Consider the following 18,066-nt stretch of genomic DNA (forward strand, 5'->3'; position numbering starts at 1 on the left):
TCAGATTACTTCGTCACGACGGGTTGGTGTATTTCGGCGACATACCCACCAGGGAATGCCACCAAAGCGGATTGACGACCAGGTTCTGCTTTAAGGTCTACCAACAGTTGTGCGCCGGAATTCTTGGCTTTGGAGAGGGTGGCTGCCAGGTCGCCAACTTCGTAACCGGTCGTTTCACGGCCGTAGGGGTAAGGCAGGTGCCCGTCAGTCACGAACACCACCATCTTGCCGAAATCGGATTCCAGTTTTACGCGGCGGATGGTCTTTCCTGGCTCTCCAACCACAGCGCCATCGAGATGCTTCTCATCGGCCACGACTTTGCCGTGGGAGAAACCCGTGAAACTTTTGATGAAGGCATCGGCACGTTGCTCAGAGACATACACCCGGTTTTCAGGGATTGTCTGAAACGGTGCGTAATTCGGCGCCTTGTCGTGCCAGTAGAGCTGCATATTCACGCCGCCTGGCCATTGCACCACCACATCGCGACCGATCGGATCGGGGAAGTCATGCACGATCACGTCAGCGCCATGCTTCTTGGCTTCGGCGATCGCGACATCCATATCCCTCACGAGATAGCCATTACGCTCGGCGCCAAAGGGGTAAGGGACAGGCGTGGTGAAGCCGAAAAGCGACACGCTACCGACTGGCGTCTGTACCAGTTGCGAAGTAGTGCTACTGGGAACGGGCAACACATTGACCACGACCTGCGCAGTGCTCTTGCCACCAAAGGTGGCCACGAAGCTTTTAACAAAACTATCAACGTCGCTTGGGGCAACGTAGACATGACTGGTGTCGTACTGGGCTGCGACAGCCACGGCTGGGTTGGTTGCCGCCTGCGCAGAGAGGGAAGCGGCCATTCCAAGAATGACAGCCAGAGGAAACTGCTTGAATGAATGTTTCATAAGAAGCCCTTGATGAGTTGAGAGTCGCGACACCGTCGAATAGCAACGCTGCCGTTCAGTAAGCGTATGAAGCGGAGATAGATGGTCGATAGGATCCATGTGCGCAGAAACATGAAACTAAATTCATTTGATCATGGCGATATTCCAATCCAGCTCTCGACCATCACTTCCCTGTTGAACCGCCAGGGAACTTTTGGCGCGCATTTATGGGTCGCTGAAGGAAGGGACTATTGAAAGAATGGGGCTGTTGTTTCGCCGAACGTCAATTCGCAAGCCAGCATGCACGGCGAAAATAATCAAATAAGTAACCAGACCCGCAACACAACGCGCAACGGTCAAGTTACTTGTCGCCTGGTTGTAGATGCTCATTGAAAGCAGGACTCCACAAAGTACCTGTTTGTATTGGGAGCTGTTTAGAAGGACTGGGGGCGGCACTGTCTTCCCAAGCCGAAGCCCATATTTGATCCATGAGACGGACTTGCCAATTTGCAGGCGTACTTCGCTCAAAAAAAAACCGCCGAAGTCCTTTCCAGCGGAAACGATCGATCAGTGCAGGCCGTAATGCAATCAGCGAGCGAGAGCAAATGCCTTACGGCGCGCAAGAAAAACGTCGAAGCTCAACATCCCTCCACCAAAGGCCGCAACTTGCAGTAGACCGCCAGCGATCGAGATGTTTTTGAAGAAGTTGACGAACTGCGCCTGGTCAGCCAGTGAGTTGTGGAAAGCAACAGCGGTAACCACGGTGAACACTGCCATGGCTGCTGCGACTAAACGGGTACGGATACCCAGGACCAGCAATGACGCCAAGACCAGCTCTACCCCCAGTGCTCCCAGGTAGGCCAGTTTTGGAAACGGCATCCCACTCGACTCGATGTAGGCAATAGTGGCTGCCGGGCCTGTCAACTTCGAAAAGCCGCTCAACAGGAACAGGGCCGCCAGCAGAAGGCGGCCAATAGCTGCGGTGATATCTTTGCTTGTGATATTCATTTGGAAATCTCTACGTCAGTTTCGGGTGGCCCCGTTTGGGGTATTGGCGAAGCTCCAGGTGGAACTTAAAACCAAGATAATTCAGCACAATCGGACTTTTGCTTCGTATTTCTCAACAGTGATACGCACCGGTCTAAAGCAGGACCTTCTCCATGCCAATATTCAGCAGTGCCAGCGCAGCGAAGAGGTAAGTACAACAATCAAAATTGATGGGCGTAAAACAAGGAATACGATTCAACGCCGGCATTAGGCTGCGCGAGGCCCGCATTGGAATAATGAATGACGCGAACACCGACCCTTTGAGCCTCTCCTATTTTCAAACCAGCACCAAGACGATCCTCAAAGTTGAACACGGAGCCCATCTTCCGGTCACCTACGCCAGTACCGGAAAACAGCGATGCACCGATACCCGCTTCGATAAAGGGTCTGTAGAAGCCATCTCCAATAACGTATTCGAATACCGGAGCGGCGGAAATAGAGTGTCTACCGCTGGCTTGATCACCGCCCTCCCAATACGTATACCCAACGTCCCAATAACCACCAAAGTGTCCGATTGAGGACTCAAGCCAGCGCTTGTCCCACTCCCAACCCAAACCTGCACGGTATGTCATGTCGCCTTGGCGGGTAACGCCGACCGCTGCGGAAATCTGCGCAGCCTGACTTGAAATCGATGCGCTTGCTAACAACCCCAAAAGAATGGAAGGAAGAATTCTAGCCATTAAATATCCCTTAATCAGGTCGGTGAAGAGCACGTCGTTGCAAACGCGCGCTATCAGTCGAGAGATATTTTCTTTTCGGCGGGTGACGGTGACTATGCTTTTTGTGCTGACTTAACCGGCCAGATACATAGAGCTTTACGGTCTTGATTGAACGAGAGGTCCTGCAGGTATTGCCTGTGAATGCCACCGGCCATGATCTCAGGCCCCATATATCTTGCAGCAACTGATCGCAGGCCTTGCCCCTTGAACCCTCTTCATTTTTCAGTCGACGCCCACTAAAAGCAGCAAGCTATAGCCTATGGCTAAAGCTTTGTGGTCAGGTGAACGTCGAGAGGACGGGGTGGCGTCCTATCCACCAGGCTTGCTTGCTTATTCGCTGTTTCAGTTTGACCCGTATTGTCAGGACGGATCTTGAACCAGATGGCGTACATCGCTGGCAGGAACACCAGCGTCATGATGGTTCCGACGAATGTGCCTCCGATCAGCGTGTAGGCCAGCGTCCCCCAGAAGACGGAGTGTGTCAGCGGAATGAATGCCAGGATTGCCGCAAGCGCTGTCAGCAGTACCGGGCGGGCACGTTGTACCGTGGCTTCGACTACTGCGTGAAACGGGTCCAGCCCTTCTTGCGCGTTGTGATGGATTTGCCCAATCAGAATCAGCGTATTGCGCATCAAGATGCCCGACAACGCGATTAAACCGACCAGAGCATTGATACCAAACGGCTGCTGGAAGACAAGCAGTGTCGGTACCACACCAATCAACCCTAACGGCGAGGTGAGGAACACCATGATCAACGCCGAGATTGAACGAACCTGCACAATGATGATGAGCAATGTCATGGCTATCATGATTGGCAGCAACGGTAAAATCGCCTTACCTGCCTTGCCCGACTCCTCGATTGCACCCGCCTGCTCAATCCGATAACCGGAAGGCAGTTTCTCAATGATCGGCTGCAACTCCTTCATGACCACACTTGAAACGTCCGGCGGCTGCAAGCCTTCGGCAATGTCGCCGCGCACGGTAATGGTCGGCGTGCGGTCACGACGGCGAAGGATCGGATCCTCCATGCGCACATCGACCTCTCCCACCTGAGACAGCGGAATCCGCTGACCCGCCGCGCCCACCAGCGTGAAGCCTTCTATCTTGGCGGGATCGAGCCGGATATCCCCCGCTGCGCGACCAACCACCTGCACCGAGCGAATGTCCTCACGAACTGCGGTGATCGGTACTCCGGCCAGCAGGAACTGCAGTTGCTGCGCGACTGAGTTTGACGTCAACCCCACCGCCTCCAAGCGATCCTGATCCAGAGCGAAATGCAGCGTCGGCGTCAGCGGTCCCCAATCGGTGTTGACGGTTCTCATCATCGGGCTCGACTGCAACACGTCCTGTACCTGGCCCGCAATCTCGCGCAACTTTGACGGATCAGGTCCCATCACCCGGTAGGCCACCGGAAATGGCGAATAAGGACCAAATACAATTTGAGACGCCCTGACGCGGGCCTCTGGGGCGAGTCCTTCAGCGACCGCTTCGCGAAAGCGGAATTTGAGGGTTTCACGTGCCTCCTGACTGTCCGTCAGCACCACAATCTTGGCGAACGATGGATCGGGCAGTTCTGGCGCCATCGCCAGGAAGAAGCGTGGCGCCCCCTGCCCAATATAGGCCGTGACGATTTTTGCCTCTTCCTGCTTTTGCAGCCAGGCCTCGACCTTTGCGGCAGTGGCACTGGTCTGCTCGATGGAGGTTCCGTAGGGCATTTGCACCTCGACCATCACCTCGGGACGGTCAGAGGTCGGGAAGAACTGCTTCTTCACCAGGCTCATGCCTAAAACTGCCACGAAAAACAGCGTAATAACCGTGCCAGCCACCAGCCATTTGCGGGCGATGACCCGTGTCAGAACTCCGCGGAAGCGGTTGTAATGGGGAGTGTTGTAGATAGCCGCATGCCCACCCTCTACCTTCTTGATGTTTGGCAACAACTTCACCCCCAGGTAAGGGGTGAAGGCCACCGCGACGACCCAGGAAGCGATCAAAGCAATGCCCACGATCCAGAACATGTTGCTGGTGTACTCGCCGGCAGTCGATTGCGCGAAGCCGTTCGGCAAAAAGCCGATAGCCGTCACTAGCGTACCGGCAAGCATCGGCGCGGCCGTATGACTCCAGGCGTACGCGGAAGCTTTGATGCGGTCGTAGCCCTCTTCCATTTTCACCACCATCATTTCGATAGCAATGATGGCGTCGTCCACCAGCAGTCCAAGCGCCAGAATCAACGAGCCGAGGGTAATACGGTCAAAGTTCTTTCCGGTGGCCGCCATCACCACAAACACTATCGCCAACGTCAACGGTACCGCCGCTGCGACCACGAGGCCTACCCGCCAGCCCATGCTGAGAAAGCAGACAAGCATCACCACAAGCAGCGCGACAAAAAATTTGACCATGAACTCGCCAACGGCCGAGTCAATGTTCACGGCTTGATCAGTGACCTTGGTCAGCGTCATGCCCAGCGGCATGCCTTCATTTATCTTCGTCGTCTCGGCGTCCAGCGCCTTGCCCAGGTCCAGGCCATTCCAGCCCTCGCGCATTATGACCCCCAGCAACAAGGCCTCTTCGCCGTTATTGCGCACCAGGAAGGTGGCAGGGTCTTCGTAGCCTCGTTCAACCGTCGCCACGTCCGAGAGCTTCAACGTGCGCCCCTGAATCGCCAGGGGCGTGTCACGAATTTTCTCCAATTTATCGAAAGCGCCATCCACCCGCAGGAAAACCTGCGGCCCGTTGGTTTCGATCGAACCGGCGGGTGTAAGCACGTTCTGGCTATTCAGCGCGGCGAAGATGTCCTGGGGAGAAACGCCCAAGGTGGCCAGTCGGTCATGGGAGAAGGACACAAAAATGCGCTCGGCTTGTTCACCGATGATGTTGACCTTCTTCACGCCCGGCACATGCAACAGTTGTTGGCGCAACGACTCAGCATCACGCACCAATAGTCGCTGCGGCTCGCCTTTGGCTTTCAACGCGAACAGCGCAAACGTCACGTCCGAATACTCGTCGTTGACCAATGGCCCGATCACACCCGCCGGTAGCTTGGTGGCTTCGTCGTCGAGCTTTTTGCGTGCCTGATAGAACTCCTCCTGCACTTGCGAGGGCGGCGTGCTATCGAGCAATGACACCATCGTGAAAGCGAGGCCAGGACGGGTGTAGGTTTCCGTGCGGTCGTACCATTTCAGTTCTTGCAGGCGTTTTTCAAGTGGCTCTGCTACCTGATCCTGCATCTCCTGCGCCGTGGCGCCCGGCCACGCGGTAATGATCGTCAACTGCTTGACCGTAAAGGGAGGATCTTCCGCACGCCCCAGCTGGAAGAACGCCAGGGTGCCTGCAACGGCAATCAGGAAGATCAGAAACACCGTAATGGATCGCTCACGAACGGCGATCGCGGAAAGATTGAAGCGCCCCTCGCTCATGGACGACCCCCGGCAACTTTGGCGTCATCCTGTTGAGGCAATCTCACCTCTTCACCTTCGCGCAACAGATGTGCGCCTAACGCTACGATCTGCTCGCCGACTTTGAGGTCGCCCGCGACTCGCACTGTGTCATCGCTCAAGCCCAGGATTTGTACAGGTCGCCAGGCCACCTTCGCCGGTGTACCGGCGATGACCCACACGCCAGTGCCTTGGCCTGGGTCATAAACGGCAGCGATCGGTACTTGCAGCCCCTGCCCTTGCGTGGCGCCTTCAGCGATCCGAAGCGTGACGGTCGAACCTATCGGCGCATTGGCCAGCGCCCCCTCAAGCACATACCGCGCCTCGAAGGTGCGTGTCATTCGGTCGGCCGAGTCAGAAAGCAGCCTCAGCTTCGCTGTAACAGCATCCGCGGTATTGCCATAAAGCGTCGCCTGCGCGATGGATCCTGCTGCGGGGCGCAACGTCTCGGGCAGATGCACGATGGCTTCGCGCTGCCCTGCCCGCGCCAGTCGAACCACGGGCTGTCCCGGGCTGACAACTTGTCCGGGCTCGGCGAGCGTCTCCACCACAACGCCGTCGGAATCCGCAAACAGCACCGCATAACCAGAAGCATTGCGAGCTACATCAGCCTGCGCTTCAGCGGCGCTAAGCTGCGCCTTTGCGGTATCCGCTGCGGCTTTGATCTGGTCATAGGCCGATGCAGAAATAGCACCTGCGGCGACCAGGTCGCGATATCGAGCCTCGTCATCTGCTGTCTGTTTGGCTCGGGCCCGAGCGGCTATGACTGACTCTTGCTGTGCTCGCGCCTGCAACCCTAGGTCGATTGGGTCAAGGCGCATGAGTGGCTGACCACGTTTAACGGTCTGACCGGTGTCAACCAGACGCTCAAGCACCTTGCCTGATACCCGAAAACCCAGATCGCCCTGGACGCGGGCAGCCACGACACCAGTGAAAGAACGTGAGGCGTCGGAGGAACCCTGAACCGCTGCGGACCTAACCAGAGGAGCATGCGTGCGCGGATCTTCAACGGTGGATGAGTCACCACATGCCGCCAGGACAAGAGGCAACAAGCAAGCGGCAATGGGGAAAGGTCGAAGCCGGCGCATAGGTTCCCTTACTTAAAAATAGGACGATCGCCACATTCTCAGCCTAGTGACCATATGTGTCAATGGTCACAACCCATGAAACATTCAGCTTCTCAAGCTCAACACAGAAACCGCCGCTACCAATGAGAAAAATCCAGAACTTGCTCAACGCACCTCAATTGACAGAGTGTGACTATTGCGTAATATGGTCACAAATATCCTCGATTGAAGGAATCTCAATGCCTCCCCTCCGTCCAATTGCTCTTTTGGTCAGCGCCGGCTTATTGGCAGGTTGCGCGGTCGGTCCGGACTACCATCGTCCAGACGCTCCGCTTTCGGATCGCTACTTGGGTCAGCCTTCTGTCGAACAGCGTCGTGGAGCGACGCCGACCAGCCTTGTAGCTTGGTGGGAAGGCTTTGGTGATCCAGTGCTGACCGACTTCATCTCCAAGGCGCTTGAGCAGAATCTGGACCTGGCGCAGGCGTCGGCGCGAGTCACACAGGCGCGGGCCGGACTAGGTGCTGCAAATGCCGCTTTACTCCCCTCAGGGAACATCAGCGCACAGGCCGCACGCTCCTACCAGTCAATCGAGACGCCGCTCGGCCAGGTGTTGAACTCAACGCCTGGCTATGATCGGTACGGAAGCTCCTACGAAGCCAACCTCGATGCCAGCTGGGAGGTAGATGTCTTTGGCGGATTGCGCCGCGGACGCGAGGCTGCTCTGGCCGAGTACCAGGCTTCCCAGGCGGACGTCGCTGCCACACGATTGGCCATCGCCGCGCAGACCGCTGATATCTACATCACTATCCGCGGACTGCAGACCCGGCTGGACATTGCGAATCGGCAAGTCAAAACGCAGCAGGAGTTGCTGGAGAAAGTCCAATTGCTCTACAGCAAGGGGCTCGCCGCCAACTATCAGGTTCGCCAGACCGAGGGCGCGCTATCGCAGGTCCAAGCGACAGTGCCGGTCCTGCAGACCGGTCTGGATGCTGCCATGAATGCGCTGGATGTAATGCTCGGCACGCCGCCAGGCACTCACCGCACGCAACTGGCAAGTGCGGGGAGCATTCCTGTAGCGCCACAGTTAAAGGCAATGGGAACGCCGGCCGATTTGCTGCGCCGCAGGCCAGACCTCATTGTGGCTGAGCGCCGTCTTGCGGCCTCAAACGCACGCATCGGGGAGGCGATTGCTGAGTACTACCCGAAATTCTCCCTTAGTGCATTGCTGGGCAGTGCCACGGCTGTATCCGCAGGCAACCTTTTTACCGGCGGCGCCAGCCAGTCGGCGGGCGTATTGGGACTGCGCTGGAGACTCTTCGACTTCGGTCGCATAAACGCCCAAATCGACCAAGCCAAGGGACAGGAAGCCGAAGCCCTGGCCGCTTACCGTCAGTCTGTGCTGCGCGCCACCGAGGATGTCGAGAACGCGTTCTCCTCACTGGTGAATCGGGAAGCTCAAGCAACCACCCTCACCGGGGGAGAGGCGTCTCTGACGCAGGCCCGCCAATCGTCGTTCATTGCCTATGAGAAAGGCACGGCCAGCCTGATCGATGTCCTGCACGCTGACGAGACGATGCTGCAGGCGTCCGATGCTCGGGCGCAAGCGCGAACGGAATCGGCACGAGCGGCGGTTGCGGCATTCAAATCGCTAGGTGGTGGCTGGCAACCTCCTGAAGCCCGGCCTGTTGCGACACGATGATTTAACCAGGTGACGTAGCACTTGATGCACGCACCGCCAACCGGAGTACAGCCCCTCAGGGGAAAGGCCCGGGATGTGTTCTTAAAGGTCGGGAGGCACGCGTGCTCCCGACAGGACATTTATCGCGTAACAGCACTCAACTAGAAGCGGTAACTAACAGACGTACCGAGCCCGCTCGCACTGTTCTTATATTTGGCACTGTATGCACCTCTGTTCGCAGAGGCGTCGTTGATCTGCACGCTCTCCTCCCATAGGTAGGAATAAGCAACATCGATCGTGACATTGTCCGCCGGAGTCCAGCCAGCACCGAAGCTGATAACCTTCCGGTCGCCCGTGGGAATACGTGGTCCTCGGTTGGTGTTGTTGGTGGGCGACTGATCAACCGAAAGACCTGCCCGAAGCACCCATTGGTTGTTCAGTTGATACGCCGCACCGATAGCGTGAGCCCACGTATCGCGCCAATTCTGTTCTTCGGTAATGGTGCCCAGCGCGCCGCTCAACGCAGGGGGTAAACCCGTGTTCTCGATAGTTAACTCTTTGAAGCGACTCCAGCGAGTCCAAGTGCTCCCCAAGTACAGGGTCCAGTCGTTATTAAGCTGATGAGTCACCGAGAAATCCACTGACTCTGGGGTATCCACATCCAGCGAAGCGTCATAACTCCGGCCGCTGACCCCCAACACGCTAAAGATGCCGTCAGTGACCTTGGTCTTGGCATCCAATTGATAACTGACCTTGGAGTGGTAGGTCATGCCCAAACGGGTCCGGTCTGTAGCCTGCACCAGGATACCGGCGTTGAAACCGAGGGCAGTGTCATCGCCAGTGCTTTTGAGTTTTCCGTCATTGCGACCAGGGCTAAGTGGATTGGGCACCATACCGGACAGCTCACCGCTGATACGGTTGATGGTCGGACCGAACCCGATCGAAACTTTGTCGTTAAAGGCATAGCTGATGGTGGGCTGGAATGTAAGGGTCGTGACCTCGCTTTTGTTGGCGTAGTAACGCCCGGCAAAACCGCTGCCATAGTCAGTCATCAGACCGAAAGGTACATAAAACCCTACACCGAACGCCCAATGCTCATCGATGGGTTTGACGTAGTAACCCATTGGCACTGTGGTGGTTGGCACCATGTCTCCGTCTTCCTGGCCTCCGAATGTACTGCGGGTCTGGCTTATGTCGGACTTAGCGAAAAGAGTCGCAGCCCCCACGCTGACCTGCTCTCTTTTCAAGCGAGACATTCCCGCGGGATTACCGAAGACCGTGCTCGCATCTTCAGCGGAGGAGGAGCGACCGGCAAACCCGGATCCCATCCCACTGATGCTTTGTTCATTGAGAGCGAAGCCGCTTGCAAAAACGTTTGAGGATGCGAGCACGACAGCAAGGCCAAATGGGCTCTTGAGCAATATTGTTTTCATTGTTTGAACTCTATGGGTATCACTGGGATGAAACAGTAGAAACGACGCCCCCATATTTGTTCATGTGACCAATACAGTCAATAGTCACAAAGCACATAATAAAATGCCCTTCGACGGATGGAAGAAGGGCAAAGTGAAAAGCCGTTTTGGTGATCTGTCGCTTATCCTGGCATGCCGTAAACCTTTAGCCGAAGGTCAAGGCATGAGGCTACGCAAGATGAGATTGGAGGTAAGCGTGGGCGCCTCCTCGACGAAATCGAGGTTGTACTGCAGCAGCAAAGGGTTGACGAATGGTCGCAGCGCGAGATGTATCGCTTCTACTGTCTCGTCCAGCGGAGTCTTGCGTTCAAATTCACCAATCTCTCGCCCCTCTCGCACTATTTGCGACACGAAGCGTTTGATCTGTGCGTCATAAGCCTGCGTACTGGGCCAGCTTTCCGACGCCGCGAAGGCTGCAATGTCATAGAGCTTTCGGTCGTTAAAGAAAAGATTCACACCTGTGGCGATCACAGATTTGACCAAACGTCGAAAGCGCTCCGTTGGCGACAGGCCTTCTACATTGATAGCCTGCTCCACAGTCGCGACGATTTCTGCCAGACAATTAGCGCAGATGGCTTCACCGATCGCCTGCTTGGAATCAAAAAATTTGTAGATGTAGGCCTTTGAAAACCCGATGGCCTTGGCCAGATCGGAAACCGTGGTTTTACCATAGCCGTATTGACTGAAGTGTTCGTTGGCCGCCGCGACAATCTGGTCTCGAATGTCGTGATCGGCTGGGCCACGGGGGCTGGGCGAAGATGAAGATATCGATGGCTGATTCATGGGAACAGCTTACTCACCCTATCGAGGACTGACAACTTGTGACCGATAGGATATATAGTCACAAATCAAACGTTCGGAAACCACAGCTAATCCGAGTGCATGACCAAGCGCCGTCAATGCGTACTCCACCCGTGGCCTCAAAACCGGACTGGACGCGAAATCCTGACAGTCTGATCGGAAGAATTCGACCTGCCGCCCTCCCTCGAATGCGAAGGTCGTCCGACTCAGCGGTTCTTCAGCATCCTGCTAGGCCAAAGTGTCGCGTTTGGCGAAGATGCTTGCCATTTGCGCCGCGTTCTCGGTTCCCCAGTTGCACAGCGGGACGATCGCGTCAGCCAGGCTGCGGCCGAGCGGGGTCAGCGTGTAGTCCACGCGCGGGGGTACTTCTTTGTAGTCGGTCCGCGTCAGCACGTGGTCGGCTTCCAGATCCTTCAATTGCTGGATCAGCACCTTGTCGCTAACGCCCGGGATCAGACGCTTGAGCTCGCCGTAGCGCTTCGGGCCGTCGCGCAGGAAAAACAAGACCAGTGGTTTCCACTTGCCCGAGATGATGCGCAGCGTGGCGTTGAGCCCACAACCTGTACCGCAGATTTCAGAAGTCGTCGTCATTTTTTGATACTTACCAAAAGGTGCATACTTGTCCTTAGGTTATCAGAGCTGCATCCTCGTCCTCAAGCAAGCAATTTCCTGCTTAAGTACAACTCCAACGAAGGATGCACGTCATGACCAGACTGAATGGAAAGACCGCCGTGATCACCGGCGGCGCTACCGGCATCGGCCGCGCAGCGGCAAAGCGCTTCATCGAGGAGGGTGCCTTCGTCTTCATCTTCGGTCGCCGGCAGGAAGCGCTCGACGCCGCTGTGGACGACCTCGGGCCCAATGCCCGCGCGGTGAAGGGCTCGGTCTCCGATCTGGCCGACCTCGACCGACTCTACGCGGCGGTGAAGGCCGAGCGCGGAACCCTCGACATCGTCTTCGCCAATGCCGGGGCGGGAAGCCAGCTTGCGCTCGGCAAAATCACCGCCGAGCACATTGACGAAATCTTCGACACCAACGTGAAGGGTTTGATCTTCACGGTCCAGAAGGCGCTGCCGCTGATGGGCCAGGGCGGTTCGATCATCCTGACCGGATCGAGCGCCGGCACCACGGGCGCCCCGGCATTCAGCGTCTACAGCGCAAGCAAGGCGGCAGTGCGCAACCTCGCACGGACCTGGGCGGAGGACCTGAAGGGTACCGGCATCCGGGTAAACGTGCTGTCGCCCGGGCCGACGGCGACCAAACTTGCGAAGGAAGCGCTGGGCGAGGAAGGCATGAAGGTCTTCGCCTCGATGAATCCGCTCCAGCGCATGGCCGATCCGGCGGAGATCGGAGCGGCGGCCGCGTTTCTCGCATCGCAGGACAGCAGCTTCATGACCGCAAGTGAGGTCGCCGTCGACGGCGGCCTGGCGCAAATCTGACTCGCCACGCCCGGCCGGTAACTCGATCGGGATTGGATTTTCATCGAATAATGCAAAATGTAAGTGTTTCGCTTCACATAGAAGCTGGCATAGATGTCGTTTCTTATGGCGGCTCATTACATGATTGTGACAGCTATCACCTGATTCGCTCTTATGAAAGCGAGAGCCATCGCCTAGCCGCTCAAGATATTTTTTACGCAAGCGATGTCTGGAAACAGGGTCCGCGAGCAGACATTATCAGTCGGATTGAAGTCAGTACAACGACAGTTATGGCGCTCACTCAAGACGTAATTGATGCAATCAGAGCGTCCATAGATAAATCGAAAGCCGATGCTCGATCAGCGTAGCCATCGGGCCCCCGTAGTCTTAAACGCTGGGATCAGGAAGGTGTGTTACCCGGACGCTTACGAATAGTCGTCAAGCAATACGAAGGGAGTAGATCGCATCCAGTTGCCTACGCTTCCCCAGCACCTGGCGGTTTCATCGAAGCGTCTTGCACCTAGTGGTTGCAACATTTGCGCGAGCGGTTAAGCCGAAGGTTTTATCCCTCTCCGCCGGGGATGACGCGAGTCACTCCAGTAAGTAAATCAATCGAGGCTCAATGGAGGTCTCGAGTAACTCTAGTACAGCCAGCGTCACCGGCAGCTTGAAGCGTCGCCTTCCCGCGCTGCCGGGATTGAGGTAAAGCCGTTCGCCGCGCCATTCAATCCGTGGTTTATGGGAATGGCCGGTGATCACCAGCTTTATGCCCGCATCGAGTTCGACTGGGACATCGGCAATGTCATGCACCAATAGCGTCTGCCATCCCTTGAGGTCGAAACGCAGAAGATCGGGTAGATTTTCCGCCCACGGTTCGTCTTGATCATTGTTCCCGCGTATGACGTACAAATGAGCGATAGATGCCAGTTGATCCAGAATCTCCGAGCTACCGATGTCACCTGCATGAATGATCTGCTCACATCCCTCCAGGGCAGCAAGGGCTTCGGTGCGGAGCAATCCATGGGTATCGGAAATGACGCCAACTTTCATGAGAACTCCAAAGCAGTTGAAGCTTAACTTGGGATAAACGCCTTTGAGGATTGCGGTCAGGCCGCTGACACCTCAACGTTGAACTCCAACAGTGTTTGTACCGTCCAGGGTGGAAATGGAGTGAATCCTCTGCTCCCCCGCCCCACATGCTGAAGGGAGATTGTGATTTTTTTCATCGCTTCGCAAAATAGCTGCTTTTCAGATCAACTGCGTGAATGAAGGAGCGGCCATGGATCTCATATTTCTTGGTACTTCAGCAGGCGTTCCTTCCCGAAATCGAAACGTGAGTGGCACCGCGCTCATCGAATCCTCCGGCAGGGGTTGGTATCTGGTGGATTGCGGTGAAGCCACCCAGCATCAAGTGATGCGCACCCCATTGTCTTTACGAGAGCTTCGCGGGTGCTTCATAACCCATGTACATGGCGATCATTGCTTCGGCTTACCCGGCTTGCTGGCCAGCGCAGGCATGTCGGGGCGTCTCGAGCCCCTCGATATAGTGATGCCAGTTGCGTTACATGAATGGGTGCGCCTCAGCCTGACCGTCAGCAAGTCCTGGCTGCCCTTCGAATTGCATCTGCATGCGAGCGAAACCTTCACTGGCTGGCAAAATGGCAATGTTCATGTCGACACCGTTGCCCTCTCCCATCGTGTTCCCTGCCATGGCTATGTATTTACCGAATCAGATCCTCATCCGCGACTGGATGTACAACGTCTGGAGGTCGAAGGTATTCCTCGCGGCCCCCTTTGGGGCGAGTTGGCGCATGGACATGACGTTGAGCATGCCGGATGTATATTTCGTGCGGAGCAATATTTGCGTCCTGCGCGACCCGGTCAACGCATCATTATCTGTGGCGATAACGATACTCCCCAATTGCTGGCGGAGGTGGTTGCTGGTGCGGATGTGCTCGTGCATGAGGCGACGTTCACTCAGTCATTAATCGATCGCACTCGCGAGAGTTATGGGCACAGCAGTGCCGCCGCCGTGGCACGTTTTGCCGAGTCAGCAGGCATTCCAAATCTGGTTCTTACCCACTTCAGTGCGCGCTACCAAGCCAGTCCCGGGCGAAGTCCGACCATCGAAGATGTCCACGACGAAGCTGCAGCCCACTTCACCGGGGAGCTGATCCTGGCGCGTGATCTACAGCGTTATCACCTCGATCGAGATGGCCGCCTGAAAGTTGTCACTGGCCGCTTGTCACAATAGTGCTTACTTTATTGACGATTGCAGGCCTCAGACGGTCAAGTCGGGACGATGAAACCTGGCAGCGCTTCGGCACTGACCCGATCGACTTATTGAGTGGGTGGGAGGGCCTGGCTCGGAGCCGAGAATGGGGACAATCTGTACCCCTTTCCTCTGTCTGTTTTTGGCCGTTTTCAGCCAGTCGCGACAGGAAGTAATCATCCAATCCGCTCTTCCCAGAGAGATCTCGCGGCCCTCGTCCCGAAACCTTCTCGCCCGCTTAAACTTTCCAAGTTATCCCCATCCGTTGCTGCTGTAGCAGAATCCTCAAAAAACAAAATGATTGCACTTTTCCATTTCGTGACCGATTGGTTTTCGATGTGAACGCTAAATTGGCACGTGTCGATATCAGGCAAGGAGACGGCGTGAACAGGTAACTGAATTGTCGAACAGGCCGGGTAAGGTGGTGCCTTCTTTTCATAGCAATAACCAATCGCGACGATGGGTTTGATAAGAACTGCAGCGTTTGAAGGGTGCCACTTTTAGGAAGCGGCAGCAGGGAACGATGATGATCCGTTGCCCCCGTTAATTCGCTTAAATGTCGATCAGCAGAGAAAAAAACCAATGATTAGCCCGAACTCCAAGGATTCGAGTGGCCAATTGGCGCAGGGCTTCAAGCCTCGTCACGTAACAATGCTGTCTATCGCCGGGATTATCGGCGCCGGTTTATTCGTTGGCTCAGGACATGCCATTGCAGCTGCTGGCCCAGCAGTCCTACTGGCGTATCTATTCTCAGGCCTGCTCGTCGTTCTGGTCATGCGTATGCTCGGTGAAATGGCGGTGGCCAACCCGGACACAGGCTCGTTCTCCACCTATGCCGACCAGGCAATAGGTCGCTGGGCAGGCTTCACCATCGGTTGGCTGTACTGGTGGTTCTGGGTACTGGTGATTCCTATCGAAGCACTGGCCGCCGGCCACGTGTTAAACCAGTGGTTCCCCCAGATTGATGCCTGGCTGTTCGCCCTGGTGTCGATCATTGCGTTGGTGGTCACCAATCTGTTCAGTGTCTCCAAGTACGGCGAATTCGAGTTCTGGTTCGCCATGGCCAAGGTGGTGGCGATCATCGGTTTCATCGGCGTGGGTTTTGCCGTCTTGATGGGCTGGGTGCCCGAACGGGAGGTCAGCGGCTTGAGCGGCCTGATGGCCGAACACGGCGGGTTCGCCCCCAACGGCCTGTCGGCGGTGGTGGGCGCCTTCATCACCATCATGTTCAGCTTCATCGGGACCGAGGCAGTGACCATCGCCGCCGCCGAATCCGACAATCCCTCGCAGAACATTGCCAAGGCCACGCGTTCGGTGATTTGGCGCATCGGCGTGTTCTACCTGTTGTCAATTTTCGTGGTCATCTCCGTGGTGCCCTGGAACGATCCACTGCTCGCCCAGGTAGGTTCCTACCAGCGGGCACTGGAAATCATGAACATTCCCCACGCCAAGTTCATGGTGGACGTGGTGGTGCTGATCGCCGTGGCCAGTTGCATGAACTCCTCGATCTACATTGCTTCGCGCATGCTGTACTCGCTGGGCCGTCGTGGCGATGCGCCGAAGGCGCTGAAGGCGACCTCCTCCGAAGGCGTGCCGCGGGCAGCAGTCATCGCCAGCACCGTGCTGGGCGCGGCGATCACCGTGTGGAGCTACTTCATGCCCGCCGGGCTGTTTGACTTCCTGCTGGCCAGCTCCGGCGCGATTGCCTTGCTGGTGTACCTGGCCATTGCGGTGTCGCAGTTGCGCATGCGCCGGATGTTGCGTCGGCAGAACGTTGAGCTGACCTTTCGCATGTGGCTGTTTCCATGGCTGACGTGGCTGGTGATTGTGTTCATTTGCGCAGCGCTGGCAGTCATGATGATCACCCCAGAGCACCGTACCGAAGTCAGCACAACCATTGGACTGGCGCTGGCGATTTCTTTTATCGGCCTTGTGACGTCGCGTCACCCTGCGCAGGCTGCGAGGGTGACGTCAGTGGGATAAAACCAAGGAGGTATTTGCGCCAAACCTAATACTCCCTACGCCAAGGCTGGGGGGTATTACAAGCTCCTGCGTCTCAGGCCGTAATCGCTCTTTGTGAGGACATGACCACGATGTCATCGAACTCCACCGTGTCCGACGGTACGACTCAATCCGTTGGTTTTTTGCTGTTGAATAAATTCACACTTATTTCCCTAGCGTCCGCAGTAGAGCCACTGCGCATGGCCAATCAGTTGTCGGGGCGAGAGCTATATCGCTGGCATACGTTCAGCCCCGATGGAGAGCCTGTCTGGGCCAGTGACGGTGTGCCGATCACTCCGGATGCTTCATGGAACAATCCATTAGTGGCGGACACTGTAATCGTGTGCGGTGGTGTTGGAGTCCAGAGCGTGATTACCCGCGAGCACATTACCTGGCTACAAGCCTTGGCGCGTCAATCCAGACGGTTGGGCGGTGTATGCACCGGTAGCTGGGCGCTCGCCAAAGCCGGGCTCCTCGACGGCTACGAGTGCAGTGTGCATTGGGAGTTTTTGGCCGCCATGCAGGAAGCTTTCCCGCGAGTCAGCATCAGTGCGAGTCTCTTCACCCTCGACCGAAACCGCTTCACAAGCTCCGGGGGAACAGCGCCGCTCGACATGATGTTGCACCTGATCGGTCGCGATCACGGTCGTGAATTATCCGCCGCCATCTCTGAGATGTTTGTTTATGAGCGCATACGCAACGAACAGGATCACCAACGCGTCCCGCTCAGGCATGTATTGGGAACTCATCAGCCTAAGCTGCAGGAGATCGTCGCGTTGATGGAGGCCAATCTCGAGGAACCGATCGACCTGGATAACCTTGCAGAATACGTCGATCTGTCACGTCGACAGCTAGAGCGGCTTTTTCAGAAATACCTTCACTGTACGCCGTCACGCTACTACTTAAGGTTACGTCTTATTCGAGCGCGACAACTGCTTAAGCAAACATCATTGTCGATCATTGAGTTGGCTTATGTATGCGGTTTCGTGTCCACACCACACTTTTCAAAATGCTATCGCGAGTACTTTGGTGTTCCACCAAGCGATGATCGTTCCAGCTCTGAAATGAGTCGCAAACCGGTAACGCTTGCGACTACCCAGCAGTCATCGACCAGACCGCTGACAGCGCTCGACCAGGCACGAAACGAATCGACTTTTGCCAGTGTTCGAATGATTCGTACCGATTTGGCGGAATCGTGCTGATCGCCGTCCCTGCCGCTCCCATTCATCCGCAGTGCCTGGGTTTACTCAATAAGATCACGCAGGAGATTTGACGTGC

General features: G+C 56.3%; 14 protein-coding genes. 5 read left to right on the forward strand and 9 right to left on the reverse strand.

Annotation, left to right across the window (positions count from 1 at the left end; genetic code table 11):
- Positions 1-5 precede the first annotated feature (5 nt).
- The 5 genes from BK662_RS16735 to BK662_RS16755 all read right to left on the reverse strand — a co-directional run bounded on the left by BK662_RS16735 (position 6) and on the right by BK662_RS16755 (position 7,166).
- Positions 6-857, reverse strand: coding sequence for a glyoxalase (locus BK662_RS16735; protein ID WP_375539006.1), 852 nt, complete (start codon positions 855-857; stop codon positions 6-8).
- Positions 858-1,469: 612 nt separating this feature from the next.
- On the reverse strand, positions 1,470-1,889 hold the full coding sequence (locus BK662_RS16740) for a DoxX family protein (protein ID WP_123358988.1): 420 nt from the start codon (positions 1,887-1,889) through the stop codon (positions 1,470-1,472).
- Positions 1,890-2,089: 200 nt separating this feature from the next.
- Positions 2,090-2,608, reverse strand: a complete 519-nt coding sequence (locus BK662_RS16745; RefSeq protein ID WP_123358989.1) for an acyloxyacyl hydrolase — start codon at positions 2,606-2,608, stop codon at positions 2,090-2,092.
- A gap of 302 nt (positions 2,609-2,910) precedes the next feature.
- Entirely contained in the window at positions 2,911-6,060 is a 3,150-nt protein-coding gene (locus BK662_RS16750; RefSeq protein WP_123358990.1) for an efflux RND transporter permease subunit, read from the reverse strand.
- On the reverse strand, positions 6,057-7,166 hold the full coding sequence (locus BK662_RS16755; RefSeq protein ID WP_123358991.1) for an efflux RND transporter periplasmic adaptor subunit: 1,110 nt from the start codon (positions 7,164-7,166) through the stop codon (positions 6,057-6,059). Before BK662_RS16755 ends, BK662_RS16750 begins: the two co-directional genes overlap by 4 nt.
- 218 nt (positions 7,167-7,384) lie before the next feature.
- On the opposite strand from BK662_RS16755, the gene BK662_RS16760 reads away from it, so the two are divergent.
- Positions 7,385-8,845, forward strand: a complete 1,461-nt coding sequence (locus tag BK662_RS16760) for an efflux transporter outer membrane subunit (RefSeq protein WP_123358992.1) — start codon at positions 7,385-7,387, stop codon at positions 8,843-8,845.
- Between the two features lie 140 nt (positions 8,846-8,985).
- Here BK662_RS16760 and BK662_RS16765 read toward each other — a convergent pair whose 3' ends face one another.
- The 3 genes from BK662_RS16765 to BK662_RS16775 all read right to left on the reverse strand — a co-directional run bounded on the left by BK662_RS16765 (position 8,986) and on the right by BK662_RS16775 (position 11,688).
- Complete coding sequence (locus BK662_RS16765) at positions 8,986-10,257, reverse strand: OmpP1/FadL family transporter (protein ID WP_123358993.1); 1,272 nt, start codon at positions 10,255-10,257, stop codon at positions 8,986-8,988.
- 195 nt (positions 10,258-10,452) lie between these two features.
- Positions 10,453-11,079 (reverse strand): TetR/AcrR family transcriptional regulator, encoded by a 627-nt coding sequence (locus tag BK662_RS16770; protein ID WP_123358994.1) that lies wholly within the window; start codon positions 11,077-11,079, stop codon positions 10,453-10,455.
- Positions 11,080-11,325: 246 nt separating this feature from the next.
- Positions 11,326-11,688, reverse strand: a complete 363-nt coding sequence (locus BK662_RS16775) for a winged helix-turn-helix transcriptional regulator (protein ID WP_123358995.1) — start codon at positions 11,686-11,688, stop codon at positions 11,326-11,328.
- Between the two features lie 113 nt (positions 11,689-11,801).
- On the opposite strand from BK662_RS16775, the gene BK662_RS16780 reads away from it, so the two are divergent.
- Complete coding sequence (locus BK662_RS16780; protein ID WP_123358996.1) at positions 11,802-12,536, forward strand: SDR family NAD(P)-dependent oxidoreductase; 735 nt, start codon at positions 11,802-11,804, stop codon at positions 12,534-12,536.
- A 570-nt stretch (positions 12,537-13,106) separates the two neighbouring features.
- Here the strand turns inward: BK662_RS16780 and BK662_RS16790 are convergent.
- Positions 13,107-13,565, reverse strand: coding sequence for a metallophosphoesterase family protein (locus BK662_RS16790; RefSeq protein WP_123358998.1), 459 nt, complete (start codon positions 13,563-13,565; stop codon positions 13,107-13,109).
- A gap of 229 nt (positions 13,566-13,794) precedes the next feature.
- On the opposite strand from BK662_RS16790, the gene BK662_RS16795 reads away from it, so the two are divergent.
- From BK662_RS16795 to gbdR, 3 genes are all read left to right on the forward strand, one after another.
- Positions 13,795-14,769 carry a ribonuclease Z gene (locus tag BK662_RS16795; RefSeq protein WP_123358999.1) on the forward strand — a complete coding sequence of 325 codons (975 nt, stop codon included), beginning with the start codon at positions 13,795-13,797 and terminating at the stop codon, positions 14,767-14,769.
- A 600-nt stretch (positions 14,770-15,369) separates the two neighbouring features.
- Positions 15,370-16,770 carry a GABA permease gene (gene gabP, locus BK662_RS16800; RefSeq protein ID WP_123359000.1) on the forward strand — a complete coding sequence of 467 codons (1,401 nt, stop codon included), beginning with the start codon at positions 15,370-15,372 and terminating at the stop codon, positions 16,768-16,770.
- Between the two features lie 101 nt (positions 16,771-16,871).
- Positions 16,872-17,990: a choline metabolism transcriptional regulator GbdR gene (gene gbdR, locus BK662_RS16805; protein ID WP_123359001.1), complete on the forward strand. Its 1,119-nt coding sequence runs from the start codon at positions 16,872-16,874 to the stop codon at positions 17,988-17,990.
- Positions 17,991-18,066: the final 76 nt, after the last annotated feature.

The sequence above is a fragment of the Pseudomonas frederiksbergensis genome, from assembly GCF_003732275.1.
Taxonomy (GTDB): Bacteria; Pseudomonadota; Gammaproteobacteria; order Pseudomonadales; family Pseudomonadaceae; genus Aquipseudomonas; species Aquipseudomonas frederiksbergensis_H.